This is a genomic window from Carboxylicivirga caseinilyticus (assembly GCF_050589785.1).
GTDB classification, from domain to species: Bacteria; Bacteroidota; Bacteroidia; order Bacteroidales; family Marinilabiliaceae; genus Carboxylicivirga; species Carboxylicivirga caseinilyticus.
The window spans coordinates 1-21,883 of the sequence record NZ_JBNGOX010000059.1 but is presented as its reverse complement, the minus strand read 5'-3'; the positions used below and the strand labels follow the sequence as shown (position 1 = coordinate 21,883).

22 protein-coding genes are annotated in these 21,883 nt (G+C 37.7%); 18 read left to right on the top strand and 4 right to left on the bottom strand.

Annotation, left to right across the window (positions count from 1 at the left end; translation table 11 throughout):
- The first annotated feature begins 5 nt into the window (after positions 1-5).
- The 6 genes from ACRD62_RS20975 to ACRD62_RS20950 all read left to right on the top strand — a co-directional run bounded on the left by ACRD62_RS20975 (position 6) and on the right by ACRD62_RS20950 (position 9,064).
- The gene (locus ACRD62_RS20975; RefSeq protein ID WP_430822061.1) at positions 6-1,037 is read left to right on the top strand and encodes a threonine aldolase family protein; all 1,032 of its coding nucleotides are present in this window, start codon (positions 6-8) and stop codon (positions 1,035-1,037) included.
- 485 nt (positions 1,038-1,522) lie between these two features.
- Positions 1,523-2,188: a rhomboid family intramembrane serine protease gene (locus tag ACRD62_RS20970; RefSeq protein ID WP_430822060.1), complete on the top strand. Its 666-nt coding sequence runs from the start codon at positions 1,523-1,525 to the stop codon at positions 2,186-2,188.
- Between the two features lie 308 nt (positions 2,189-2,496).
- Positions 2,497-2,943 carry a hypothetical protein gene (locus ACRD62_RS20965; protein WP_430822059.1) on the top strand — a complete coding sequence of 149 codons (447 nt, stop codon included), beginning with the start codon at positions 2,497-2,499 and terminating at the stop codon, positions 2,941-2,943.
- A 78-nt stretch (positions 2,944-3,021) separates the two neighbouring features.
- A complete protein-coding gene (gene secA / locus ACRD62_RS20960; protein ID WP_430822058.1) occupies positions 3,022-6,333 on the top strand; it encodes a preprotein translocase subunit SecA in 3,312 nt (1,103 codons plus the stop codon).
- Between the two features lie 113 nt (positions 6,334-6,446).
- A complete protein-coding gene (gene lgt / locus ACRD62_RS20955; RefSeq protein WP_430822057.1) occupies positions 6,447-7,262 on the top strand; it encodes a prolipoprotein diacylglyceryl transferase in 816 nt (271 codons plus the stop codon).
- A gap of 239 nt (positions 7,263-7,501) precedes the next feature.
- The gene (locus tag ACRD62_RS20950; RefSeq protein ID WP_430822056.1) at positions 7,502-9,064 is read left to right on the top strand and encodes a M81 family metallopeptidase; all 1,563 of its coding nucleotides are present in this window, start codon (positions 7,502-7,504) and stop codon (positions 9,062-9,064) included.
- 158 nt (positions 9,065-9,222) lie between these two features.
- On the opposite strand, the gene ACRD62_RS20945 is transcribed toward ACRD62_RS20950, so the two are convergent.
- The gene (locus tag ACRD62_RS20945; RefSeq protein WP_430822055.1) at positions 9,223-9,810 is read right to left on the bottom strand and encodes a transposase; all 588 of its coding nucleotides are present in this window, start codon (positions 9,808-9,810) and stop codon (positions 9,223-9,225) included.
- A gap of 195 nt (positions 9,811-10,005) precedes the next feature.
- On the opposite strand from ACRD62_RS20945, the gene ACRD62_RS20940 reads away from it, so the two are divergent.
- Positions 10,006-11,283 (top strand): MFS transporter, encoded by a 1,278-nt coding sequence (locus ACRD62_RS20940; protein WP_430822054.1) that lies wholly within the window; start codon positions 10,006-10,008, stop codon positions 11,281-11,283.
- A gap of 173 nt (positions 11,284-11,456) precedes the next feature.
- Entirely contained in the window at positions 11,457-11,687 is a 231-nt protein-coding gene (locus ACRD62_RS20935) for a hypothetical protein (RefSeq protein ID WP_430822053.1), read from the top strand.
- Between the two features lie 57 nt (positions 11,688-11,744).
- On the opposite strand, the gene ACRD62_RS20930 is transcribed toward ACRD62_RS20935, so the two are convergent.
- On the bottom strand, positions 11,745-11,870 hold the full coding sequence (locus ACRD62_RS20930) for a hypothetical protein (RefSeq protein ID WP_430822052.1): 126 nt from the start codon (positions 11,868-11,870) through the stop codon (positions 11,745-11,747).
- Positions 11,871-11,984: 114 nt separating this feature from the next.
- Positions 11,985-12,200, bottom strand: a complete 216-nt coding sequence (locus ACRD62_RS20925) for a hypothetical protein (protein ID WP_430822051.1) — start codon at positions 12,198-12,200, stop codon at positions 11,985-11,987.
- Positions 12,201-12,342: 142 nt separating this feature from the next.
- Between ACRD62_RS20925 and ACRD62_RS20920 the strand changes: the two genes are divergently transcribed.
- The 9 genes from ACRD62_RS20920 (at position 12,343) to rimO (ending at position 20,101) form a co-directional block, all read left to right on the top strand.
- Positions 12,343-13,431 (top strand): lactonase family protein, encoded by a 1,089-nt coding sequence (locus ACRD62_RS20920; protein ID WP_430822050.1) that lies wholly within the window; start codon positions 12,343-12,345, stop codon positions 13,429-13,431.
- A 76-nt stretch (positions 13,432-13,507) separates the two neighbouring features.
- Positions 13,508-14,116, top strand: coding sequence for a transposase (locus tag ACRD62_RS20915; protein WP_430822049.1), 609 nt, complete (start codon positions 13,508-13,510; stop codon positions 14,114-14,116).
- Between the two features lie 237 nt (positions 14,117-14,353).
- On the top strand, positions 14,354-15,601 hold the full coding sequence (locus tag ACRD62_RS20910; protein WP_430822048.1) for a M48 family metallopeptidase: 1,248 nt from the start codon (positions 14,354-14,356) through the stop codon (positions 15,599-15,601).
- Between the two features lie 18 nt (positions 15,602-15,619).
- Positions 15,620-16,855, top strand: coding sequence for a competence/damage-inducible protein A (locus ACRD62_RS20905; RefSeq protein WP_430822047.1), 1,236 nt, complete (start codon positions 15,620-15,622; stop codon positions 16,853-16,855).
- Between the two features lie 198 nt (positions 16,856-17,053).
- Positions 17,054-17,296, top strand: coding sequence for a 50S ribosomal protein L28 (gene rpmB / locus ACRD62_RS20900; protein WP_321410291.1), 243 nt, complete (start codon positions 17,054-17,056; stop codon positions 17,294-17,296).
- Between the two features lie 15 nt (positions 17,297-17,311).
- On the top strand, positions 17,312-17,500 hold the full coding sequence (gene rpmG, locus ACRD62_RS20895; RefSeq protein WP_321410293.1) for a 50S ribosomal protein L33: 189 nt from the start codon (positions 17,312-17,314) through the stop codon (positions 17,498-17,500).
- Positions 17,501-17,512: 12 nt separating this feature from the next.
- Complete coding sequence (locus tag ACRD62_RS20890; protein WP_321410294.1) at positions 17,513-17,665, top strand: DUF4295 domain-containing protein; 153 nt, start codon at positions 17,513-17,515, stop codon at positions 17,663-17,665.
- 108 nt (positions 17,666-17,773) lie between these two features.
- The gene (gene ftsY / locus ACRD62_RS20885) at positions 17,774-18,724 is read left to right on the top strand and encodes a signal recognition particle-docking protein FtsY (protein WP_430822046.1); all 951 of its coding nucleotides are present in this window, start codon (positions 17,774-17,776) and stop codon (positions 18,722-18,724) included.
- Between the two features lie 69 nt (positions 18,725-18,793).
- Positions 18,794-20,101 (top strand): 30S ribosomal protein S12 methylthiotransferase RimO, encoded by a 1,308-nt coding sequence (gene rimO / locus ACRD62_RS20880; protein ID WP_430822045.1) that lies wholly within the window; start codon positions 18,794-18,796, stop codon positions 20,099-20,101.
- A gap of 70 nt (positions 20,102-20,171) precedes the next feature.
- Here the strand turns inward: rimO and ACRD62_RS20875 are convergent, their stop codons facing one another.
- Positions 20,172-21,035: a DUF4861 family protein gene (locus ACRD62_RS20875; protein WP_430822044.1), complete on the bottom strand. Its 864-nt coding sequence runs from the start codon at positions 21,033-21,035 to the stop codon at positions 20,172-20,174.
- Between the two features lie 289 nt (positions 21,036-21,324).
- On the opposite strand from ACRD62_RS20875, the gene ACRD62_RS20870 reads away from it, so the two are divergent.
- The gene (locus ACRD62_RS20870; RefSeq protein WP_430822043.1) at positions 21,325-21,828 is read left to right on the top strand and encodes a hypothetical protein; all 504 of its coding nucleotides are present in this window, start codon (positions 21,325-21,327) and stop codon (positions 21,826-21,828) included.
- Positions 21,829-21,883: the final 55 nt, after the last annotated feature.

Sequence of the window (21,883 nt, the reverse complement as noted above, 5' to 3'; positions counted from 1 at the left end):
GATTGATGAAACATATAAGAGGATTTGCAAGTGATAATAATGCTAGTGTGCATCCAAAAGTAATGGAGGCACTTGTTAATGCTAACGACGGACATGCAATAGGATATGGTGGCGATAAAATAACTGAGAGGACACAACAATTATTTAAGAAGGTTTTCGGCAAAGAGGTGGAAACCTTTTTTGTGTATAATGGAACCGGTGCTAATGTTATTTCTATTCAGGCATTAACACATTCCTTTAATGCAGTTGTTTGTGCTCACACAGCACATATTAACGTTGACGAATGCGGAGCACCAGAAAAACTGTCGGGATGTAAATTATTGCCTATTACAACTAATAATGGAAAGATTACCGTTGAACAAATAAGTCAGTATATGCATGGTTTCGGGTTTGAACATCATGCACAGCCAAAACTGATATCAATTACGCAGGCTACTGAACTGGGAACAGTTTATACGATTGATGAGGTGAGAACAATAGCTGATTATGTCCATGGTTTAGGGTTGTATTTACATTTGGATGGAGCTCGTTTGGCTAATGCTGCAGTTGCTCTTGATTGTTCTTTAGCTGATATTACTTTTAATGCTGGTGTAGATGTGCTGTCGTTTGGTGGAACAAAAAACGGGTTGATGTTTGGAGAAGCTGTTGTTTTTGCCAATGCTCAGTTGGCTGATAATGTGAAATACATTAGAAAGCAAAGTACACAGCTCCATTCAAAAATGAGGTATACTGCAGCTCAGTTTGAAGCATTGTTGACGAATGATCTATGGAAAGAAAATGCCTCACATGCCAATATAATGGCCAGAAAACTGGAAACAGGAATAAGACAATTGAATAATGTTAAACTGACTCAGCCAGTAGACTCCAATGGCATCTTTGCGATTGTACCGAAAGGAACGATAGCTAAACTACAGGAAGAGTATTTCTTTTATATCTGGGATGAAAGTCGATCAGAAGTTCGCTGGATGACTTCTTTTGATACCCAGGAAGAAGATATAGAGGGTTTCCTTGAAGTGCTAAAGAGGGAAGTGGGATAGGTTTTAGTAATTAGAACTTAGGTTTTAGAAACTGGAAGTTAGAAAGCTGTTAGCCTCTGGCTAAAAAATATTCGGAAACGGTTCTTTATTGGTATGAGGTCATTATAGAACCGTTTCCATTTTAATGAAGTCTGTAAAATATTCAGACAGTCCCGTAGGGACGTTTGTAACAGCATAGTACTTTAGTGCTATGGAGAATTATAAAGCTGTCAATCAAAGGCCGGAGGCCTGTCTGTTAAAAAAAGGTTATAGGTTTTAGAAATTAGGATTTAGAGATAAGCCATTAACAAAAATATAGAGGAACAGTTTTTTATTTGTACAATGGTAATAAAGAACTGTACATTTTTCTAATAGCTAACTTCTAACATCTGGTGACTAACATCTAGACAATCTGTCATTCAAAACAATCAATTGTTGCCATTCTGGCTTAAATTAATCTTTGGTTTGATAATTGATATCTTATTATCAAATCATAAAATAAATCTATGACCAAAGCATCGGATATTGAATTGAAGAAACTAAAGACAGCTTTGGTGATTCCTTTATTTTTTCTGGTAATTACCTTTAGTGTTAAACTAATTGAAACACTCGAAGGATTCAGTTTTGTTGAATGGGGCGTGCGGCCACTATCAATTGAAGGTTTACCTGGTATTTTCTTAGCTCCTTTGGTTCATTCCGATTGGGATCATTTTTTTGCCAATGCGGTTCCTTTATTTGTTTTAGGAATATCGCTATTTTATTTCTATCGGGGAATTTCTGTTAAGGTCTTTATTTATATCTATCTGTTAACAGGTTTATGGGTGTGGATGGGAGCCCGGGATGCATGGCATATTGGAGCAAGTGGTGTAATATATGGTTTAGCCGCATTTCTGTTTGCAAGTGGTTTTCTTCGCAAATATATTCCCTTGATGGCGATATCGTTGATGGTGGTATTTTTATACGGTAGTATGATTTGGGGGATTTTTCCATTGCAAATGAATGTTCCATATTCATGGGAGTCGCATTTGTGGGGTTCAGTGGCTGGAATTGTGTTAGCCTTTATTTATCGTAAGCAGGGGCCACAGCGAATTATTAAAGAATGGCCCGATGAAGAATATGAATATCCATTCTGGGAAGTGGAGCAGAAGGAAAATCATTTAGATTCAAAATAAGGCGTTAAGGAAAGATTCTCTATTTGCAAGATGTATTTAAAGAGCCGTTCCTTAGTAACTCTGAATTGATATTATCTAATTAAAGAGATATTTATGAGATCAACTCGTTGGTGATAAAATATAATTATCACAATATCAATTAATTGATGGTGTTGTTTATCGAGATTAAGTGATTGATCTTAGGTGTTATGTAAGTAAACTACTGCCTACTGCCTAAAAATCTAACCAACTATTAACAGAGAAGACTCAATATAATTTGTTCATATCAAAATCTTTTTTGCATCTTTACACGTCTTTTAAAACGAGGAATGATTAAGCGACAAAATACAGAAATGAATTACCTGAGGCTGCTAAGCGTAACCATGATGATTACTGCAGCCTATGTGGCCGATGCCGAAGTGCAGGAAGGTCGCTGGCAGGCATTTCAAAATGTTCGTGAAATCATTTTAGATCAGATCCATCAGATCAATCCATCGTCTGCTGAGGAAGGTATTGAGTGGGAGATGGCTCTTGAGGTAAAATCCAATCTTAATTTATCCTCAGTTTTATATCAATTACCCGAGGTACAAGACTTCTTTCTTGAGGTATTATCTGTACAGAAAAAATTGCTGGTCAATCAATTAGTTACAACGTCTGTTTGTCATGAACAACAGAATCTTTGTTATCAATTGGTTGAATTTACAGAACTTAATTATCATCTTCAGCTATCGGTTTACGATGCAATTCGCCCTGTAAGAGCTGGTCCTGTTGCATAACTTCTTTATTATGGTCTCTAAATTTAGAGTACTATAGATTCATTTTTTATTTCAAAAAACAATTTAATACTATACAAAATGGCAATAGCTAAGTTTCTGTCAAAACTTATTGGAAATAAGTCGGACAGGGATATGAAGGAAGTGGCACCGATTGTAAAAAAGATCAAAGAGGTGTATCCACAGATTGAGAAGTTAACCCACGATGAGTTACGTCAGAAATCACAAGAATTAAAAGCCCAGATTCAGGGTGCTATCAAGGCAGATGAAGATAAAATTGCTGATTACAAGCAACAGATCGAAGAAGGAAAGATTGCTGTTTCGGAGCGTGAAAAGATATATAACGAAATAGATAAGATTGAGAAAGATATTTTGGTTAAGCTCGAAGAGGCTTTAACCGAAGCTTTGCCAACTGCTTTTTCTATAATAAAAGATACGGCTCGTCGTTTAAAGGAAAACGAGACCATCGAAGTTACTGCTAACGATTTCGACCGTGATTTGGCGGCTTCGAAAGATTTTGTAGAGATTAACGGCGATAAAGCTACTTATTATAATACTTGGTTAGCTGGAGGAAATCAGGTAACCTGGGATATGGTTCACTACGATGTGCAGCTGATTGGTGGTGTTGTACTTCATAACGGTAAAATTGCCGAGATGGCAACCGGTGAAGGTAAAACATTGGTAGCTACACTACCTGTATTTCTTAATGCCTTAGCTGGTCGTGGAGTGCATGTTGTTACTGTGAACGACTACCTGGCAAAACGTGACTCGGAGTGGATGGGACCTATCTATCAATTCCACGGTTTATCGGTTGATTGTATCGATAAGCATCGTCCGAACTCATCAGAACGTCGTGCAGCGTATAAAGCAGATATCACATTCGGTACCAACAATGAGTTTGGTTTCGACTATCTTCGCGATAACATGGCTATTTCGCCTGATGATTTGGTACAGCGCGTACATCATTATGCCATTGTCGATGAGGTTGACTCGGTATTGATCGATGATGCCCGTACTCCTTTGATCATTTCTGGTCCTGTACCTAAAGGAGATGATCAATTGTTTGGTGATTTAAAGCCAAAAGTGGAAAGTATTGTTGAAGCACAACGAAAGCTGGTTACTCAGGTCTTGGCTGAGGCTAAACAAAAACTGAAATCCAATAATAAGAAAGAAGCTGAAGAAGGTTCATTGCTGTTATTGCGTGCTTTTAAAGGTTTACCAAAGAATAAGGCAATCATTAAGTTTTTGAGTGAGCAAGGCGTAAAAGCCAGCATGCTTAAAACTGAGAACTATTATATGCAGGAGAACAATAAGAACATGCATATAGTAACCGATCCATTGTATTTTGTTATTGATGAGAAAAACAATTCGATAGAATTGACCGAGAAAGGTCTGGATTTAATCACTGGTTCATCGGAAGATCCGGAATTTTTTGTATTACCTGATGTGGGTTCGGAGATTGCAACATTAGAGAAATCAGATGTTTCTGATGAAGAAAAAACAACTAAGAAGGATGAAATTCTTCAGAATTTCTCAATCAAGTCGGAGCGTGTTCATACTATCAACCAGTTATTAAAAGCCTATACTTTATTCGAAAAAGATGTAGAGTATGTGGTGATGGATAACAAGGTGAAGATTGTTGATGAGCAGACAGGTCGTATTATGGAAGGTCGTCGTTACTCTGATGGTTTACACCAGGCAATTGAGGCGAAGGAACGTGTAACTGTTGAAGCGGCTACTCAAACATACGCTACCATTACCTTGCAGAACTACTTCCGTATGTATCACAAACTGTCGGGTATGACAGGTACTGCGGAGACAGAAGCAGGCGAGCTTTGGGATATCTACGAATTGGATGTGGTTGTTATTCCAACTAACCGTCCTATTTTGCGTGATGACCGTGAAGATATAGTTTATAAAACGAAGCGTGAAAAATACAATGCTGTAATCGAAGAAGTAGTTAAACTGGTTAACGACGGACGTCCTGTATTGGTGGGTACTACATCGGTTGAAATTTCGGAATTGTTAAGCCGTGCCCTGAAGATGCGCGGTATCAAGCACAACGTATTGAACGCGAAAATGCACCAGCGCGAGGCTGAGATTGTGGCTGATGCAGGTCAGGCAGGTATTGTTACCATTGCAACTAACATGGCTGGTCGTGGTACGGATATCAAATTAACTAAAGAAGTGAAAGATGCGGGTGGTTTGGCCATTGTGGGTACAGAGCGTCACGAATCTCGTCGTGTCGACCGTCAGTTACGTGGTCGTGCAGGTCGTCAGGGAGATCCGGGTTCTTCTCAGTTCTTTGTTTCGTTGGAAGATGATTTGATGCGTTTATTTGGATCAGACCGTATCGTTAAATATATGGACCGTCTTGGGTTAGAAGATGGTGAGATGATTCAACACAGCATGATCACCAAATCTATTGAACGTGCACAGAAAAAGGTTGAAGAAAACAATTTTGGTATTCGTAAACGATTGCTTGAGTATGATGATGTGATGAACTCACAACGTGAAGTAATCTACACCAAACGTCGTCATGCGTTGTATGGTGAGCGTATCCAGGTTGATATTTCTAATATGATGGCCGATACATGTGCCGACATTGTAGAAGAGTATCACGCTGATGCAGATTTTGAAGGATTCAAAATGGAATTGATCCGTGTATTCTCTGCTCAACCTCCATTTGCTGAAGAAGAATTCCTGAAAGGTAAAACAGATGAATTGGCTGTTGAGCTGTTCCATAAGATGTGGGATGCTTATCTGCGTAAGAGTGATATGATTGCTAAACAGGCTCATCCGGTTATCAAAGATGTTTATGAAACAAAATCAGAGATGTATAAAAACATTGTGGTGCCAATCAGTGATGGACAAAAAGTTTATCAGATCACCACAAATCTGAAGAAAGCATACGAAACAGAATCAAAGGAACTGGTTCGTTCATTCGAAAAAGCATCAATGTTGGTAACCATTGATGATGCATGGAAAGAGCACTTGCGTGAGTTGGATGATTTGCGTACTGCGGTACAGAATGCAAGTTACGAACAAAAAGATCCACTATTGATTTATAAGTTTGAATCGTTTAACCTGTTTAAGGCAATGATCGGACGCAACAATAAGTCGGTTGTATCGTTATTGGCAAAAGGACATATTCCTATTCAGAATGCAGATGGTGTTCATGAAGCACAGGAACGCAAGCGTCAGGATTATAGTCGACTACAGACCCGTAAGGATGAGTTTAGTCGTGGTGGTGGAAATGGTCAGTCACAAGCACCAAAGAAACCAGAGAAGATTGAACCTGTTAGGGTAGAGAAGAAGGTGGGTCGTAATGAGCCATGTCCTTGTGGAAGCGGCAAGAAATACAAACAATGCCACGGTAAAGGCGAGGCGTAAATATTGGTATTAAGATAAAAGTAAATAGCCTGCCTGATGGCAGGCTTGTATCAAAACCTGATCAATCAGTCATGATACTTTATACTTGATACTAAAATCTTGAAAATATAGATATGATACTAAATTATATTCACTGGAACGTAGATCCTGAAATTTTTCATCTGGGCTTCTTATCGGTTCGATATTACGGACTATTTTTTGCCATTGCCTTTATGCTGGGTTATTACATGATGGAAAAAATGTTCAGGTCAGAAAAACTGAATGAAGCATGGCTTGAAAAGCTTTTTATGTATGTAGTGATAGCTACTATTGTAGGAGCTCGTCTGGGGCATGTTATCTTTTATGGTTGGGATTATTATTCGGAACATCCGGGAGATATTATTAAAGTTTGGGAAGGAGGCCTGGCCAGTCATGGAGGGGCAATCGGTATTTTAGTTGCTTTGTATTTTTACTCTAAGAAGGTGACTAAAAAAAGTATGATCTGGACCCTCGACAGGTTGGTTATTCCGGTTGCATTAGCAGCCATGTTTATTCGTTTGGGTAACCTCATGAACTCTGAGATTTATGGACATGCAACGGATGTTCCATGGGCATTTCAATTTATTGAAAATATGCATGCATGGGTTGATGGAGCAGAACCAATTTATTCCAAACCTTCGCATCCAACGCAGATATACGAAGCTCTTTGTTATTTGTTTACTTTTGTTGTATTGTTCTTTGCCTATTGGAAAACCAAAGCAAAAGAAAAACAAGGATTGTTATTTGGTATTTTTCTAATCGGAATTTTTATGTCTCGTTTCTTTATCGAATTTGTAAAAAATAATCAGGAGAAATGGGAAGAAGGAATGACACTGAATATGGGACAATGGTTAAGTATACCTTTTGTAATTGCAGGTATTTACTTTATTTATAAAGCAGTGAAGAAATAAGTTTGTAATTAAGTTTTGGTAAATAAAGTTGAGGTATAAACTATTGACTATTAATCAAAAACTAACAAACTAAAATTATATTGTTTTTACTTTAGGGCCGTAGTTGTAATGACTTCGGCCTTTTTTTGTATTTTAGCCTTTCAAGTTTAGAAAAGATACCTTACTTCCTGCTCCGATTCGTTGAAAAGTCTGTATAGAGGACCTTTTAAGTATTACATAATAGTTTAAATCAATTAAGAATGAAAAAAATTGGTATTGGTTTATGTCTTGTTGTGCTATTGGGAAGTTGTGGCCTTTCCGGTAAGAGCGATAAGAAATTACCACGCGTAGCCATTGCCGGACTGGCAATCGAATCAAGTACATTTTCCCCGGCGCAGTCAGATGTTGAAGCCTTTCGTACGCGCAGAGGTGATGAAATTTATTCGTACTATACATTTATGGATGCTGATTCATCAGCGCGACAAAGGGCAGAATATTTTCCAACCTTACGCGGACATGCTATTCCGGGAGGAATTGTTACTCGCGATGCGTATGAGACTCTTGTGACTGAAACGCTGGAGCGATTGAAGAAAGATCTTCCTTACGATGGATTGTTCTTTGATATTCACGGGGCTATGAGTGTGGTAGGCTTGGATGATCCGGAAGGTGATTTTATCGAAAGAGTTCGTGAGGTGGTTGGTTATGAATGTATAATTTCAACCTGTATGGATTTGCATGGAAATGTGTCGTGGCGTTTGGCAGAGAATACTGATCTGATGACTTGTTATCGTTTGGCTCCTCATGAAGATTCTATGGATTCAAAACGTCGTGCTTTGGTTAATCTTTTAGACCGGTTGGAAAGTGGTAAAGGAAAACCAGCTTATAAAGCGTGGATACCTGTACCTATCCTGCTGCCAGGCGAGAAAACAAGTACCCGTATTGAACCGGGTAAGAGTTTATATGCAAAAGTACCAACAATTGCCGATCAGGAAGGTGTGGTTGATGCAGCCATCTGGGTTGGATATGCCTGGGCTGACGAACCGCGCAATCGTGCATATGTAATGGTAGTGGGTGACGATAAGACTAAAGTCACTGAAGGAGCTGAGTATTTGGCAAAATCCTTTTGGGATGTTAGGAAACAGTTTGAATTTGTGGCTCCTGTAGCTTCATTGGAAGAGAGTTTGGATATGGCTGTTAAAAGCGACAAAAAACCTTTTGTTATTAGTGATATGGGGGATAATCCTACAGCAGGAGGAGCAGGTGATGTTACCTGGACGTTGACAGAGATATTGAAAAGGCCAGAATTTAAGAAAGCGAATGGTCCACATATGATTTATGCTTCAATACCAGGGCCTGATTTTGTTGCTAAAGCACTTGAAATTGGTGAAGGAGGAAAAATTGACGCTGTTGCAGGAGCAAAGGTTGATAGCCGTTTTGCACCACCAGTTCAATTAAAAGGAACTATAAAAAAGATTGTTCAGGGTGATAAAAATGCAGATGTAGAGGTTGTTGTTCAGGTAGGAAGTGTTGATGTAATTGTTACCGGAAGACGTAAACCTTATCATTATGAGCATGATTTTACCAACCTGGGATTGTATCCTCGCGAAGCTGATATTTTGGTTGTTAAGATTGGATATCTTGTGCCGGAATTATATAATATGCGTGGTGACTGGATTATGGCATTAACGCCGGGTGGAGTCGATCAGGACCTGGAACGATTGGGTTATAAGAGAATTCATCGTCCAATGTTTCCTTTGGATAAAGACATGGAAGATCCGGATTTAAGTGCACAGCTGGTGCCTGTCTCGGGTTCAGAGATATAAAGTTTTTTGTAAGGAACGGTTCTCTATTAGGAAGATGCAAATAAAGAACCGTTCCCTATAAGACTCATTAATCACCAAAATGTTTCATTTTAAATCTTCTAAGGATTGGTTTTCTTTTTAGATGATGGTTATACAGAACTGTTCTCTATCATACTTGATCACTCCAAAATCAGTTTGTTTCTTTCCTGATGAAGAACATCATGATAATTTATAAATTGCTCCCTTCCTTCGAAAATATTCAGCACCAGTTCTCGGTTTACCTTTGTTTTAGTATTTGATATCAGTGAGTTATATGAGCTGAAAAGATAATTTTTGAAATCAGTACATAACTGATGTTTTTTAGGATTGTAATGGGTGTAAAATATTAGGTATTTTAAATAGTTATCATTGTTTATTTCAAGGCGTTTGAACTTTGCATCAAACAGATTACTCACAAAACCTTCCTGTTTATTTATGGACATGGCATAGGATACAAAGAGACTCTTAAAATGTGATGTGATTCTCTTTCTGTAGCCTGATTCATTCTCATTGTTCAGATCTTTTGTGCGGATAATTAAATGAAAATGATTGAATAGTAGGCAATAAGCTAAAATGTCGACATGTTTATGTAAATTCTTGTCAATCAGTTTTAAAAAATAATGATAATTTGCTGTTGAATAAAAAATGGCCTTTTTATTTGAACCTCTGTTAAAAATATGATAGTATTTCCCGGGTAAAATTGGAGTTGTGGTTTTAATCGAAGGCATGTTATTAATTAGTTGGAAGAATTAATTACTAATTGAAAGATACGAATAAAGAGTTATTTATCAATGATGATTTTGGGAACGGTTCTCTTGTAACAAGACGGCAATAAAGAACCGTTCCTTAATAATATATTTAAACATCCTTCCTCATCCGTTGTTGGTTTAAAAATATCTATTTTTGCAGCCTCAAAACAAAACATGCAAGCACTAAATAATTTAAACCAAACCGAAAAGAAAGCCTTTAGATATCATATCTTCTACAGTGTAATGGAAGGTGTGGCTAACGGAGCCCTGGTGTTGAATGAGTTTATTTTCATTAAATCTTTACAGGGTTCGAATGTACAACTGGCTTTCTTGTTCCAGTTCAGTATGGTGGTGTTTCTGTTTGCCATGTTGGCCAATGAAATAATGCGCCGTTACTCCAATCGTAAAAAGTTTCTCAGAATTTCGGGTATTATAACGCGTTTACCTTTGGTGGGATTTGCCCTGTTTCCGAATGTTCATGGTAAAGGATTGGATCCAATTTATCATTACCTCTTTTTGGCTGTGTTTTTGTTGTTTTACACCTCAAAAATTACGGTGATACCTTCTATTAATCAGTATTTAAAAGGTAACTATAGGCACGAGAACTTTGGAAAACTATTTGGGTATGCCACTACAGTTAACAAAGTGGCCATCATGTCGTCTACGTTTATAACCGGTTTATTGCTCGACATTGATCCCAATTCATATAAATGGTTTTATCCATTGGTTGGAATTTTTGGTGTTGTTTCTGTTTTTCAGCTTACTAAAATGGAATTTGTCCAAAATTTTCAGATTCCTACCAAACCATTGTGGTCAGCAATTGGTGGTTCTTTTCTAAGAATCTGGCATATCTTAAAGTTTAATAAACCGTTTCGTCATCTTGAATATGGTTTTATGATGTATGGTTTTGCCTGGATGAGTACACATGCGGTTATTACCATTTTTTACAAAGAGGCTCTGGATTTAAACTATTCATCTGTTGCGTTCTATAATAATGCTTTTAATCTGGTTGCAATTATTTTTTTACCCCTGTTTGGTAAACTGATTGGTACGCGTGATCCTCGCAGGTTCGCTATAATAACTTTTGGAGCTTTGATGTTATTTATCTTGTTTACAGGTTTAACAGAGTATGTTCAATTCAATACTGAAATACTGGGTATTAAAATCTATTATATGCTTCTGTTAGCTGTATTCTTCAATGGTATATTTATGGGAAGTATGCCCATTTTGTGGGGAATAGGCAGTAGCTATTTTTGTAAATCTGATGAAGCAGCCGATTACCAATCTGTACATTTATTTCTTACAGGTTTAAGAGCTTCAGTTGCACCTATCATCGGTATTCAGTTATATGAGTTGTTAGGTTTCAGCACAACATATGGTTTTGGAATAGTATTTCTTACGTTAGCAATTCTATTTATGATCTACTCTGAAAGAAATTTTCCAAGAAAGTAGAAAAATCAGATTTGTATTGTACTAAAATGTTAGTTGGAGGTATGTATTCTACTTTTTTGTTGAATGCGCCTTATTAATAGTTCTAGTATGTATCAGAAAATAAGTGTTGTAGTTTTTTGTTCTGATTTGTGGCATTGTTTCTGTTGACTTGTGATTAAAAATCAGGAAATGTAATGCGTAACCAAAAAAACAGAGAAGTACTGATCTTCTTAAAAGAAAGTGAACTGGCCGACAAGCGTTTTTATATTTTTCAGAATGAGTTGGGGGAATTGAGGGCAGTGGAGACTGTTAAGTTTAATCTTACAGAATTGAATCCGGGAGATAAACTGTCTGCAGAGGTTTTTCATAAAGGATGCGCAGGTCGAGAGATTCAGCAAATTACAAAAATGAACGATTGCAAATAAAAAAGCAGCCTACCAATAAATTGATAAACTGCTTCAACTACAGGTTAGTTTTAAAAATTATTTCTTCTTAAAAAGAAACACTGTTCTGCGCTGGGCATTGGGTGTACCAATAATATTATTGATATAGTCTTCTTTTTCAGTCATTTCATCGCTGCGTTGTATGAATCCTTTGCCTTTAGGCATACAATATGACCATGATCCTGATTGAGAACAGTCGCTCCATGAATCAACCAATACTATGGTATGACGTTCAACTGAGATGATGGTGTATTCATATTTCTTAGCCAGGTCAAATACTTACTTAGCATTTGAATTGTTTATAACAAGCATCGTATCGGCCTGATGAGCTGCAAGCTGATTAATGTTGGCAATGGGCCTGTCAGCATTAAGCTTTGCTTCAGAAAGGTTTAATACTTTGCTAAAGAATGTGCTTACTTTTTCTGCATTCGTTTGTGCATTTAAATACCCTGGTATCATCACTCCAATGAGTATTAAAAGTCTGAATAGTTTCATAGGTTGTTTTATGTATGTTTATCTTTCCGTTCATAAGTACGCGAGTAAAGCCAAAAAGTTATAAAAACCTTAATTTAGCTATGCTGTTTGAACATTTTAGTATCTTGTTGTTTCAAATGGAGAGATAAACCCAAAGAAAAAAATGATGAAGAAGTTATTATCGATAGTTCTAACTGTTTTGGTTGGTTTGAATGCCTGTGTTCAAACTAAAAAAGACTCTGAAATACAGGGAAGTGTTTTTTATCTTGGAACCTATACCGAGGGGGAAAGTGAAGGAATATATAAGTATTTACTTGATGATGAAGGTGTAATTCAAGCAAAGGGCTTAATGGCTAAGGCCGATAATCCTTCATACCTGGCTTTTAGTAAAGATAGAAAGGTGCTCTTTGCTGTTGACGAAGTTAACAGAGACAGTACAGGAGAAGTAAGGTCCTACAGTGTTGGTGAAGATACACTGCAGCTGATTTCAGTTACTTCCAGTGGAGGAGCGCATCCTTGTCATATTAGTGTTAGTGATGATGGTCAGATAGTTGTTGCCAATTACACTGGAGGTAACCTGGGATGGCTTTCGGCAACCAAGGATGGCTTGCTCTCTAATTTATTGTCAGTTACACAGCACGAAGGGTCTGGTCCAACAGATCGTCAGTTGGTACCTCATGCACATTCGGCCTGGTTTGTTGGTGATGAAGTGATTAGTTGTGATCTGGGAACGGATGAGTTATGGATTTATGACAAACTATTCAATTTAAAACAAAAAGTGGCCATGACTCCGGGTGCAGGTCCTCGTCACCTGTGTGCTCACCCTAATGGGGAATGGCTATATGTTGTAAATGAATTAAACAACACGGTTACCAGGGTGGCAATGGAAGGTGGGCAATGGGAAGCAGCTGAAAGTATCAGTACCTTGCCTGATGACTTTGAAGGAGATAGTTTTTGTGCTGATATTCATATTTCTTCTGATGGAAGATTTGTTTATGCTTCAAATCGTGGTCATAATAGTATTGCAATTTTTTCAGTGGGAGCAGTGGGAGATTTAAGCTTGCTTGCAAATGAATCAGTCAGGGGCGATCATCCACGAAATTTTGTATTATCGCCTGATGAAAAGTTCTTGTTGGTTGCTAATAAAAATACACAAAACATAGTGGTGTTTAATAGAAATGCCGAAACCGGGTTATTAACGTTTGTGAGTGAAATCAATGCTCTTTCTCCGGTTTGTATTTTGTTTGAATAACGACTTTCACACCGGGTGCGACTTCAAGTCGCGCCCGGTGTGAAAGTCGTTATCCGATTTATTATATCCTTAAGCTATGAACTTCGAAAAAGGTCATCTTTACCATATCTATAATCAGGGAAATAATAGGCAGGATATCTTCTTTAAATCCGAAAACTACCTGTATTTTCTCCAGAAGATACGAACTCATCTGTTACCCTATTGCGATGTTCTGGCCTGGTGTCTGATGCCAAATCATTTTCATTTAATGGTAAGGGTTAATTGCCTGGAGGTTGAGTTTACTGCTAGTCCAGGCGCGACTTTAAGTCGCACCCGGACTGATTCACTTCAAAAATCCATTGGAATTCTTTTGGCTTCATATACAAGGGCTATTAACAAACAGGAGAAACGAAGCGGCTCTCTGTGGCGAAAGGAAACCAAAGCCGTATGCCTCACTTGTCCCAATGGCATTGCTCCATCATTTTACAATACCAATGCCGGAGCATTAATTAACATAGAACAACCAGAGGAGCAATATCCGCAACAGTGTTATTCATACATCTTAAATAACCCTGTAAAAGCCGGCCTGGTTAGCAGGGCTATTGATTGGGAATATTCATCGGCAAGGGATGTTACTGGCTGGCGTAAGGGAAGTCTTATTAACCAGGATGTTATTGAGGAGTATGGTTTGGTTTTTCCTATCTAATCTATTCGGGGTGCGACTTCGTACCTAAGGAACTGTTCTCTATTTGCAAGACGTTAATAAAGAACCGTTCCCTTGGCAATAAATCATTTTCGGAGTTTCTCCAGGGTCCGACTTTGAGTCGCGCCCTGGATCACTCATAATTAACCATTCACCATTAACCATTCCCGATAGCTATCGGGCTTTTCCTTTTGCCTTTTAACTTTCTGGGCTATCTTTGCATGCTTAAAAACTAATAAGATGACTTCACAAACAATGTATTATATAATTCTGGCCATTTTGGTTGTTCAGTTTGTATTTGATCAATGGATGGAATGGTTAAACAAAACCCGCTGGCAAGCCAACTTACCTGCTGAGCTGGAAGATATTTATGATGCTGAGAAATACAGCAAACAACACGAATACCGAAAGGCTAATTATGGGTTTGGTGTGTTAAGTGATGTATTCAGTTTTGTGGTAATGATTGTTTTTCTGATGGCCGGAGGGTTTGCACTAGTTAATGGCTGGGTGATGAACTGGAGTGATAACAGCATTGTTCAATCGTTGCTTTTCTTTGCTGTAATAGGCTTTGGCTCCAGCATAATTGGTATCCCTTTTAGTATTTACGGAACTTTTGTTATTGAAGAACGCTTCGGGTTTAATAAAACGACCCCTAAAACGTTTGTATTGGATATATTTAAATCGATGTTGGTTACAGCTTTGATCGGTGGACCATTACTGGCTGTTATCATGTGGATTTATTCAGTTGCCGGATTGTATTTTTGGCTATACGCCTGGATGGTTTCCAGTGTCTTTATGATTTTTATGACCATGTTTTATACCTCACTGATATTGCCTTTATTCAATAAGCAAAAACCATTGGAAGATGGCGAATTGCGCGATGCTCTTGAAGCATTCTCGAAAAAAGCAGGTTTTAAGCTCGATAATATTTTTGTGATGGATGGCTCAAAACGCAGTACTAAGGCAAATGCCTTTTTCAGTGGATTGGGAGCCAAAAAGCGAATTGTTCTTTATGATACCTTGATTAATGATTTACAAACCGATGAAATTGTTGCCGTATTGGCCCATGAAGTGGGGCATTATAAGTTAAAGCATACCTTGTGGGGAACGCTAACAGGAGTATTTCAAACAGGAGTTATTCTGTTTGTTTTTGGTTTAGTGGTAGGTTCTCCTTTGCTATCTCAGGCGTTAGGAGTGGAGGAGCCCAATTTTCATATCGGAATGCTGGCTTTTGGTTTATTGTATTCCCCTGTTTCGTTTGTAACCGGTATTATCATGTCAGTAGTTTCGCGTAAAAACGAATATGCAGCAGATGCTTATGCAGCCGGATTTCAATTGGGTGATCATTTGATTAGTGGTCTAAAAACCATCTCAGTAAATGCCTTGAGTAATTTAACTCCGCATCCTTTGTATGTATTCTTTCATTATTCGCATCCGCCATTGCTGGAGCGCATTAAAGCAATTCGAAATCTAACTTCTAATCACTAGCATCTAACTTCTAAAGTCATGAATCTTGAAATAATAACCATAGGGAACGAGTTGTTGATTGGTCAGGTGATTGATACCAACTCGGCATGGATGGGGCAGCAACTGAATATAGCAGGTTTTGATATTACCCGGATCACTTCTGTTCAGGATACCGAGGAGGCTATCAGATCCAGTCTGGATGAAGCCTTAAGCAGGGTAGATGTTGTTTTGATGACCGGGGGGCTGGGGCCAACCAAGGATGATATTACCAAGCAAACCTTAGCCGATTATTTCAACTCAGAACTGGTTTTTAATCAGGAAGTTTATGATAATGTTTGTGAGTTGTTAAAGGGGCGTGTTAAGAATATCAATGAATTAAATAAAGGTCAGGCTTATGTGCCTGATAAATGTACGGTAATTAATAATCCGGTTGGAACGGCTCCGGTAATGTGGTTTGAGAGGGATGGCAAAGTGGTTGTTTCAATGCCCGGGGTGCCTGGCGAAATGAAACATGCCGTAAGCAACGAAATTATACCCCGTTTAAAAAGTAAATATCCAACCATTCATATAATTCATAAAACCGTTTTGGTTTTTAATATTCCAGAGGCTGTTTTAGCTGAGCAATTGAGTGGTTGGGAAGAATCGATACCTGATTATATTTCATTGGCTTATTTGCCTTCACCAGGTAAAATACGTCTGCGTTTAACAGCTAAGACAAAGGATGAAGCGAAGGCTCATAAAGATGTTGATCAACTGGTTAAAGAGCTTTACCCTATTGTAGGAGATAATATTTTCGCTGAAGAAGATAAATCTATTCAGGAATTGTTGGGAGAGTTACTTAAAGAGCAAGGTCGGACCATAGCCACGGCTGAAAGTTGCACGGGTGGATATATTGGTCATTTGCTAACCAGTATTCCTGGAAGTTCAGCTTATTTCAGAGGTGGGATTATTGCCTATGAAAATGAGATAAAAGAAAAGCTATTGGGGGTTCATAAAGAAGATCTCATTCAAATTGGAGCCGTTAGTCAATCGGTAGTTGAACAAATGGCTCAAGGGGCTAGGAAGGCTCTTGGTACTGATTATTCTATTGCTACATCAGGTATTGCCGGACCCGATGGCGGTACTCCTGATAAACCTGTAGGGACTGTATGGATTGCAATTGCGGGTGATTTTGGAGTTGTCAGTCAGAGATATCAGTTTGGTAAAATGCGTGACAGAAATATTCAACGATCAGCGGATACGGGGATGGTTATGTTATATCGGAAAATTAAATAACATTAATAATTGTAATTCAATATATTGTTTATTCCTATCTAAATCTAAAATAGAGGTAAATTAGAATGGTTGAAAAAATAAAAAGCATTAAAAAATTAAAAAACAGAATATTTATAGTCAAAGTATTTGTGTAATTGTAGAAAAATGACTTATTTTGCGCTCTGTTTGAAAAATGTATCCGAAAAAAACTGTTGAGAGATGTCAAGAGTATGTCAAATAACTGGTAAATCATTCATGGTGGGAAATAATGTTTCTCACTCGAAGAGAAGAACCAAGAGAAGATTCGATATTAATCTTTTCAAGAAGAAGTTTTACTTGCCTGAGGAAGACCGTTGGGTGAGTCTGAGAGTGTCTGCAGCTGGATTGCGCATGATCAACAAGGTTGGTTTAAATGCTGCTTTGAAAGGTGCTAAAGAAAAGGGATTTATTACAAACTATTAATAAAGGGAGTAAAAAATGGCTAAAAAGGCAAAAGGTAATCGCATACAGGTAATTCTTGAGTGTACTGAACACAAAGAGAGTGGACAACCTGGAACTAGCCGCTACATTACCGTAAAAAACAGAAAAAATACTCCTGATCGTATGGAGTTAAAAAAATATAATCCAATTTTGAAGCGAGTAACTTTACATCGCGAAATCAAATAAAACTGATTAACCATGGCAAAGAAAGCAGTTGCATCGTTGCAAAAAGGTGAAGGTAAAGGTCACACTAAAGTGATCAAAATGGTAAAATCTGAAAAAACCGGAGCTTATACATTCCGTGAAGAGATTGTACCTAATGAAATGACCAAAGAGTTTTTCAATAAATAAGGTTGAATAACCGTAAAACATAAAAGCTTCCTTTTGCGAGGGAGCTTTTTGTGTTTATCTGGTTTAAGTTCAGTTATCAATTGTTATCTTAGCAGAAATATTTAATATATGGGTATTTTTGGAAGTTTTACCAAGGCTAAAAAGGAAAGTCTTGACAAAGGTTTGGCCAAAACCAAGGAAAGTGTTCTGAAAAAATTAACACGTGCTGTGGTTGGTAAAACCAGGGTTGATGATGATGTACTAGATGAATTGGAAGAAGTATTAATTACATCTGACGTAGGTGTAGATACTACCCTGAAAATTATCAAAAGAATTGAAGCTCGTGTTTCAAAAGATAAATTTTTAGGAACCGGTGAGTTGAACGATATCCTGCGTGAAGAGATAGCTGAACTTTTAGCTGAAAATTCTTCTGAAAAATCAATTGATTTTGAACTTCCTGAATCCGATAATCCATATGTAATAATGGTGGTTGGGGTTAACGGTGTTGGCAAAACAACTACAATCGGTAAACTGGCAAGTAAATTTAAAGCAGCCGGTAAAAAAGTTGTTTTAGGTGCCGCTGATACCTTTAGAGCTGCTGCCATTGATCAATTAGTGGTTTGGGCCGAACGGGTTGATGTGCCAATTGTAAAGCAAAGTATGGGATCCGATCCTGCTTCTGTTGCTTTCGACACATTGTCATCAGCAAAAACACAAGGGGCAGATGTTGTAATTATCGATACAGCCGGTCGTTTGCATAATAAAGTGAATCTTATGAACGAGTTGAGTAAGGTGAAACGTGTGATGCAAAAAATTGTACCGGATGCACCCAATGAGGTTTTGTTGGTGCTGGATGGTTCAACCGGACAAAATGCATTTGAGCAGGCAAAGCAATTTACCAAAGCAACTGAAGTTTCATCTTTGGCAATTACCAAGTTAGATGGAACAGCTAAAGGAGGTGTGGTTATTGGAGTATCCGATCAATTTAGCATTCCGGTTAAGTATATTGGAATTGGTGAAGGTATAGATGATCTGCAGGTTTTCGATCGGAATGAATTTGTAGATTCCTTATTCAGATAAAAAATATGTGAGGACTGCTGTTGTAGTCCTTTTTTGTGGTTGTATTTAAATAATTAAGTACTTAATAAGATGGCGAAAGCTAAGAAAGTGGATGTGGTAACCATGGGTTGCTCTAAAAACCTGGTTGATAGTGAGTTTTTGATTCGTCAGTTTAAAGCCAACAATATTCAGGTTGCGCACGATCCTGAATTTCCCGATAGTGAAGTGGCGATTGTAAACACCTGTGGTTTTATCGGCGATGCAAAAGAGGAATCAATTGATACCATTCTCGAATTTGTTGAGGCTAAAAAACGTGGTGATATCAAGCAGCTTTATGTGATGGGTTGTTTATCGGAGCGTTATCCGGGGCAATTGAAGAAAGAGCTTCCGGAAGTAGATAAATTCTTTGGTAAATTCAACTGGAAGGAAATTATTTCGGAAGTAGGTGCAAGTTATCGTCGTGATTTAATGAATGAGCGTTCGTTAACCACTCCAGGTCATTATGCTTATTTTAAAATTTCGGAGGGTTGTAATCGAACCTGTAGTTATTGTGCTATTCCTTTGATTACCGGAAAGCACCAGAGCCGAAAAATGGAGGATCTGATTGATGAAGCAAAAGGTTTGGCCGATTCGGGTGTAAAAGAATTACAGGTGATTGCTCAGGATTTATCCTTCTATGGATACGATTTATATAAAGAATATCGATTGCCGCATTTGGTTGATGAGCTGGCTAAAATTAATGGCATTGATTGGATTCGTTTACACTATGCCTATCCATCGGGATTTCCGTTGGATGTATTAAAGGTGATGCGCGATAATCCTAAGGTTTGTAATTACCTGGATATTGCTTTGCAGCATATTTCGGATAATATGTTGGAATTGATGCGTAGAAATGTTCGTAAAAGCCAGACTTATCGCTTGATTGAAGAGATGCGTAATACAGTGCCTGATATTCATTTACGTACCACTTTTATCACTGGCCATCCGGGCGAAACAGAGCAGGACTTTAAGGAGTTGGTTGATTTTGTGAAAGATGTTCGTTTTGAGCGTTTGGGTGTATTTCCTTATTCTCATGAAGAGGATACATATGCGGCAAAAAAATACAAAGACGATATTCCCGAAGAAGTGAAGCAGGAGCGTGCCGACTATATCATGGAAATTCAGAATGGTATTGCAGCTGAAATCAATCGTGAAAAAGTTGGTAAAGAACTGAAGGTTATTATTGACCGCGAAGAAGGGGATTATTACATAGGGCGTACCGAGTATGATTCACCTGAAGTGGATCAGGAAGTATTGCTTCATAAAGAAGAAAATGAAGCATTGAGCATTGGTGATTTCTACCAGGTTGAAATAACTGACGCTGAGGATTACGATTTATTTGGAGTAGCTAAGAAATAAAAGAACTGCCTATTAAAAGCAGTTCTCTAATTTATTTCAAAGGGTGTTGTCCGAAAGGGCGGACACCCTTTTATAGTTTTGAAACATAGGCTTTAAAATTCTCTAAAGTTCCCAGTTTTTTATCTTTTTCAATGGTTGATGTTACCCATGTACTTATGTATTTACAGGGTTTAGAAACAAATAAATGCTGCTTGCCATCATCAACCGTTTTTTCGAAGTCCTCAGGATTGATAACAACGGCAGCACCTACCTGAACCGATTCGGCAGCAACATCTTCAGGATGTAGTCCCCAGGTAATAATTCGATCCTCTTCATTTAAAACAGTCTGGCCATCAAAATAGTTAATGCCGGTTACAAACTGTACATCATCTTCCGAAAAAGCAAAAGCTTCCACTTTCATTTCACGCAAGCCGCTATAGGCAGTAACTCTAACCAAAATATCAATTTTTTTGCCTTTATAAGGAACGTCTTTTGATATCATTTCCATTTGTGAGAAGTTTCCTTCTTTCTTTACCTTGGCAATTCGGTTTGATACAGGTGCAAGCATTAATTCTTTTTCTCCATCCCAGAGACGTACTCCGCCTAAACCTACAGTGGCTCCAACTTTGTAATAGTCTGCCCCCAGGCCTTTCTTTTGCTCTTTAACACCAGGATACCATAGAGCCTTCTTTAATTCAAGTCCTTTTTTTTGTTTGTTGTAAATATCAATGGAAGTTGCTCTGTTGTTAAAATATATTCTGGCTGCCATCCATTCGTTTTCAACAGCTGGACCATGATGTCCGATGGTTTTATAAATATCACCCGATTCATCCTGAATTATATTGGTTTGAAGCGAATCACTTCTCATAAATAAACTTGCATCCGTTTTATTTTGTCCAAAAGAAAAAGTACAGAAGATGCTAATAAATAATCCTGATAGAAATAGAGATTTCATAGTTATCTTGATTTTATGCTTATTAAATAATATAGGTCTGTTTTATATTCAAACATAAATTTAAACGGATGCTTTGGAAATGCTCTGCTTTTTTGTGTAAAATGATGGAATATATGTTATAAAATGATGGAATGTACCTAATGAGTATTATTGGATGTGATTATTTGCAGTTAATGGTTTGGTAACTTGTTAATGAAATGTACTAAATTGAATTGATTTGAACGTTTGTATAGGGGATGTTGAAGTTCTCTTTTTAATTTAGTAAAAGCATTAATCCAAAGAATCCTTTATGAGAAATCAGCTTTTAATATCAATAGTCATTCTGTTGTTTTATTCTTGTCAGCATGATTCAATTGATAAAATAGATCGTTTCAGTCTTGTTAGCCGAAATAATCCTGTTGTAAACCAAATGGACAGTTTAGGATCCTTGTCGGTTGGCAATGGAAATTTTGCTGTTACGGTTGATGTCACCGGATTACAGACTTTTCCGGAAGAATATAAAAACGGAGTTCCTTTAGGTACACAGGCACAATGGGGTTGGCATAGTTTTCCTAATGCAGAAGACTATAAAATTGAAGAGACTTTTAAAGCCTATAATTTCAGAGGAAAAGTGGAGTTATATGCAGTTCAGTTCAAAGAAAAAGGAAGGAAACAGGATGCTGCTAATTATTTTAGGGCTAATCCACATCGTTTACATCTGGGCTATATAGGTTTAGATTTGAGTAAAAAAGATGGAAGTAAGGTTATGTCGACAGACACTAGTGGGCGATTAAGATTAAAAAACGATCTTTGAAATTCTTTGTTAGTCGTACTTGTAGCGATTTTTAATAGCGTGACGATTTGAATTG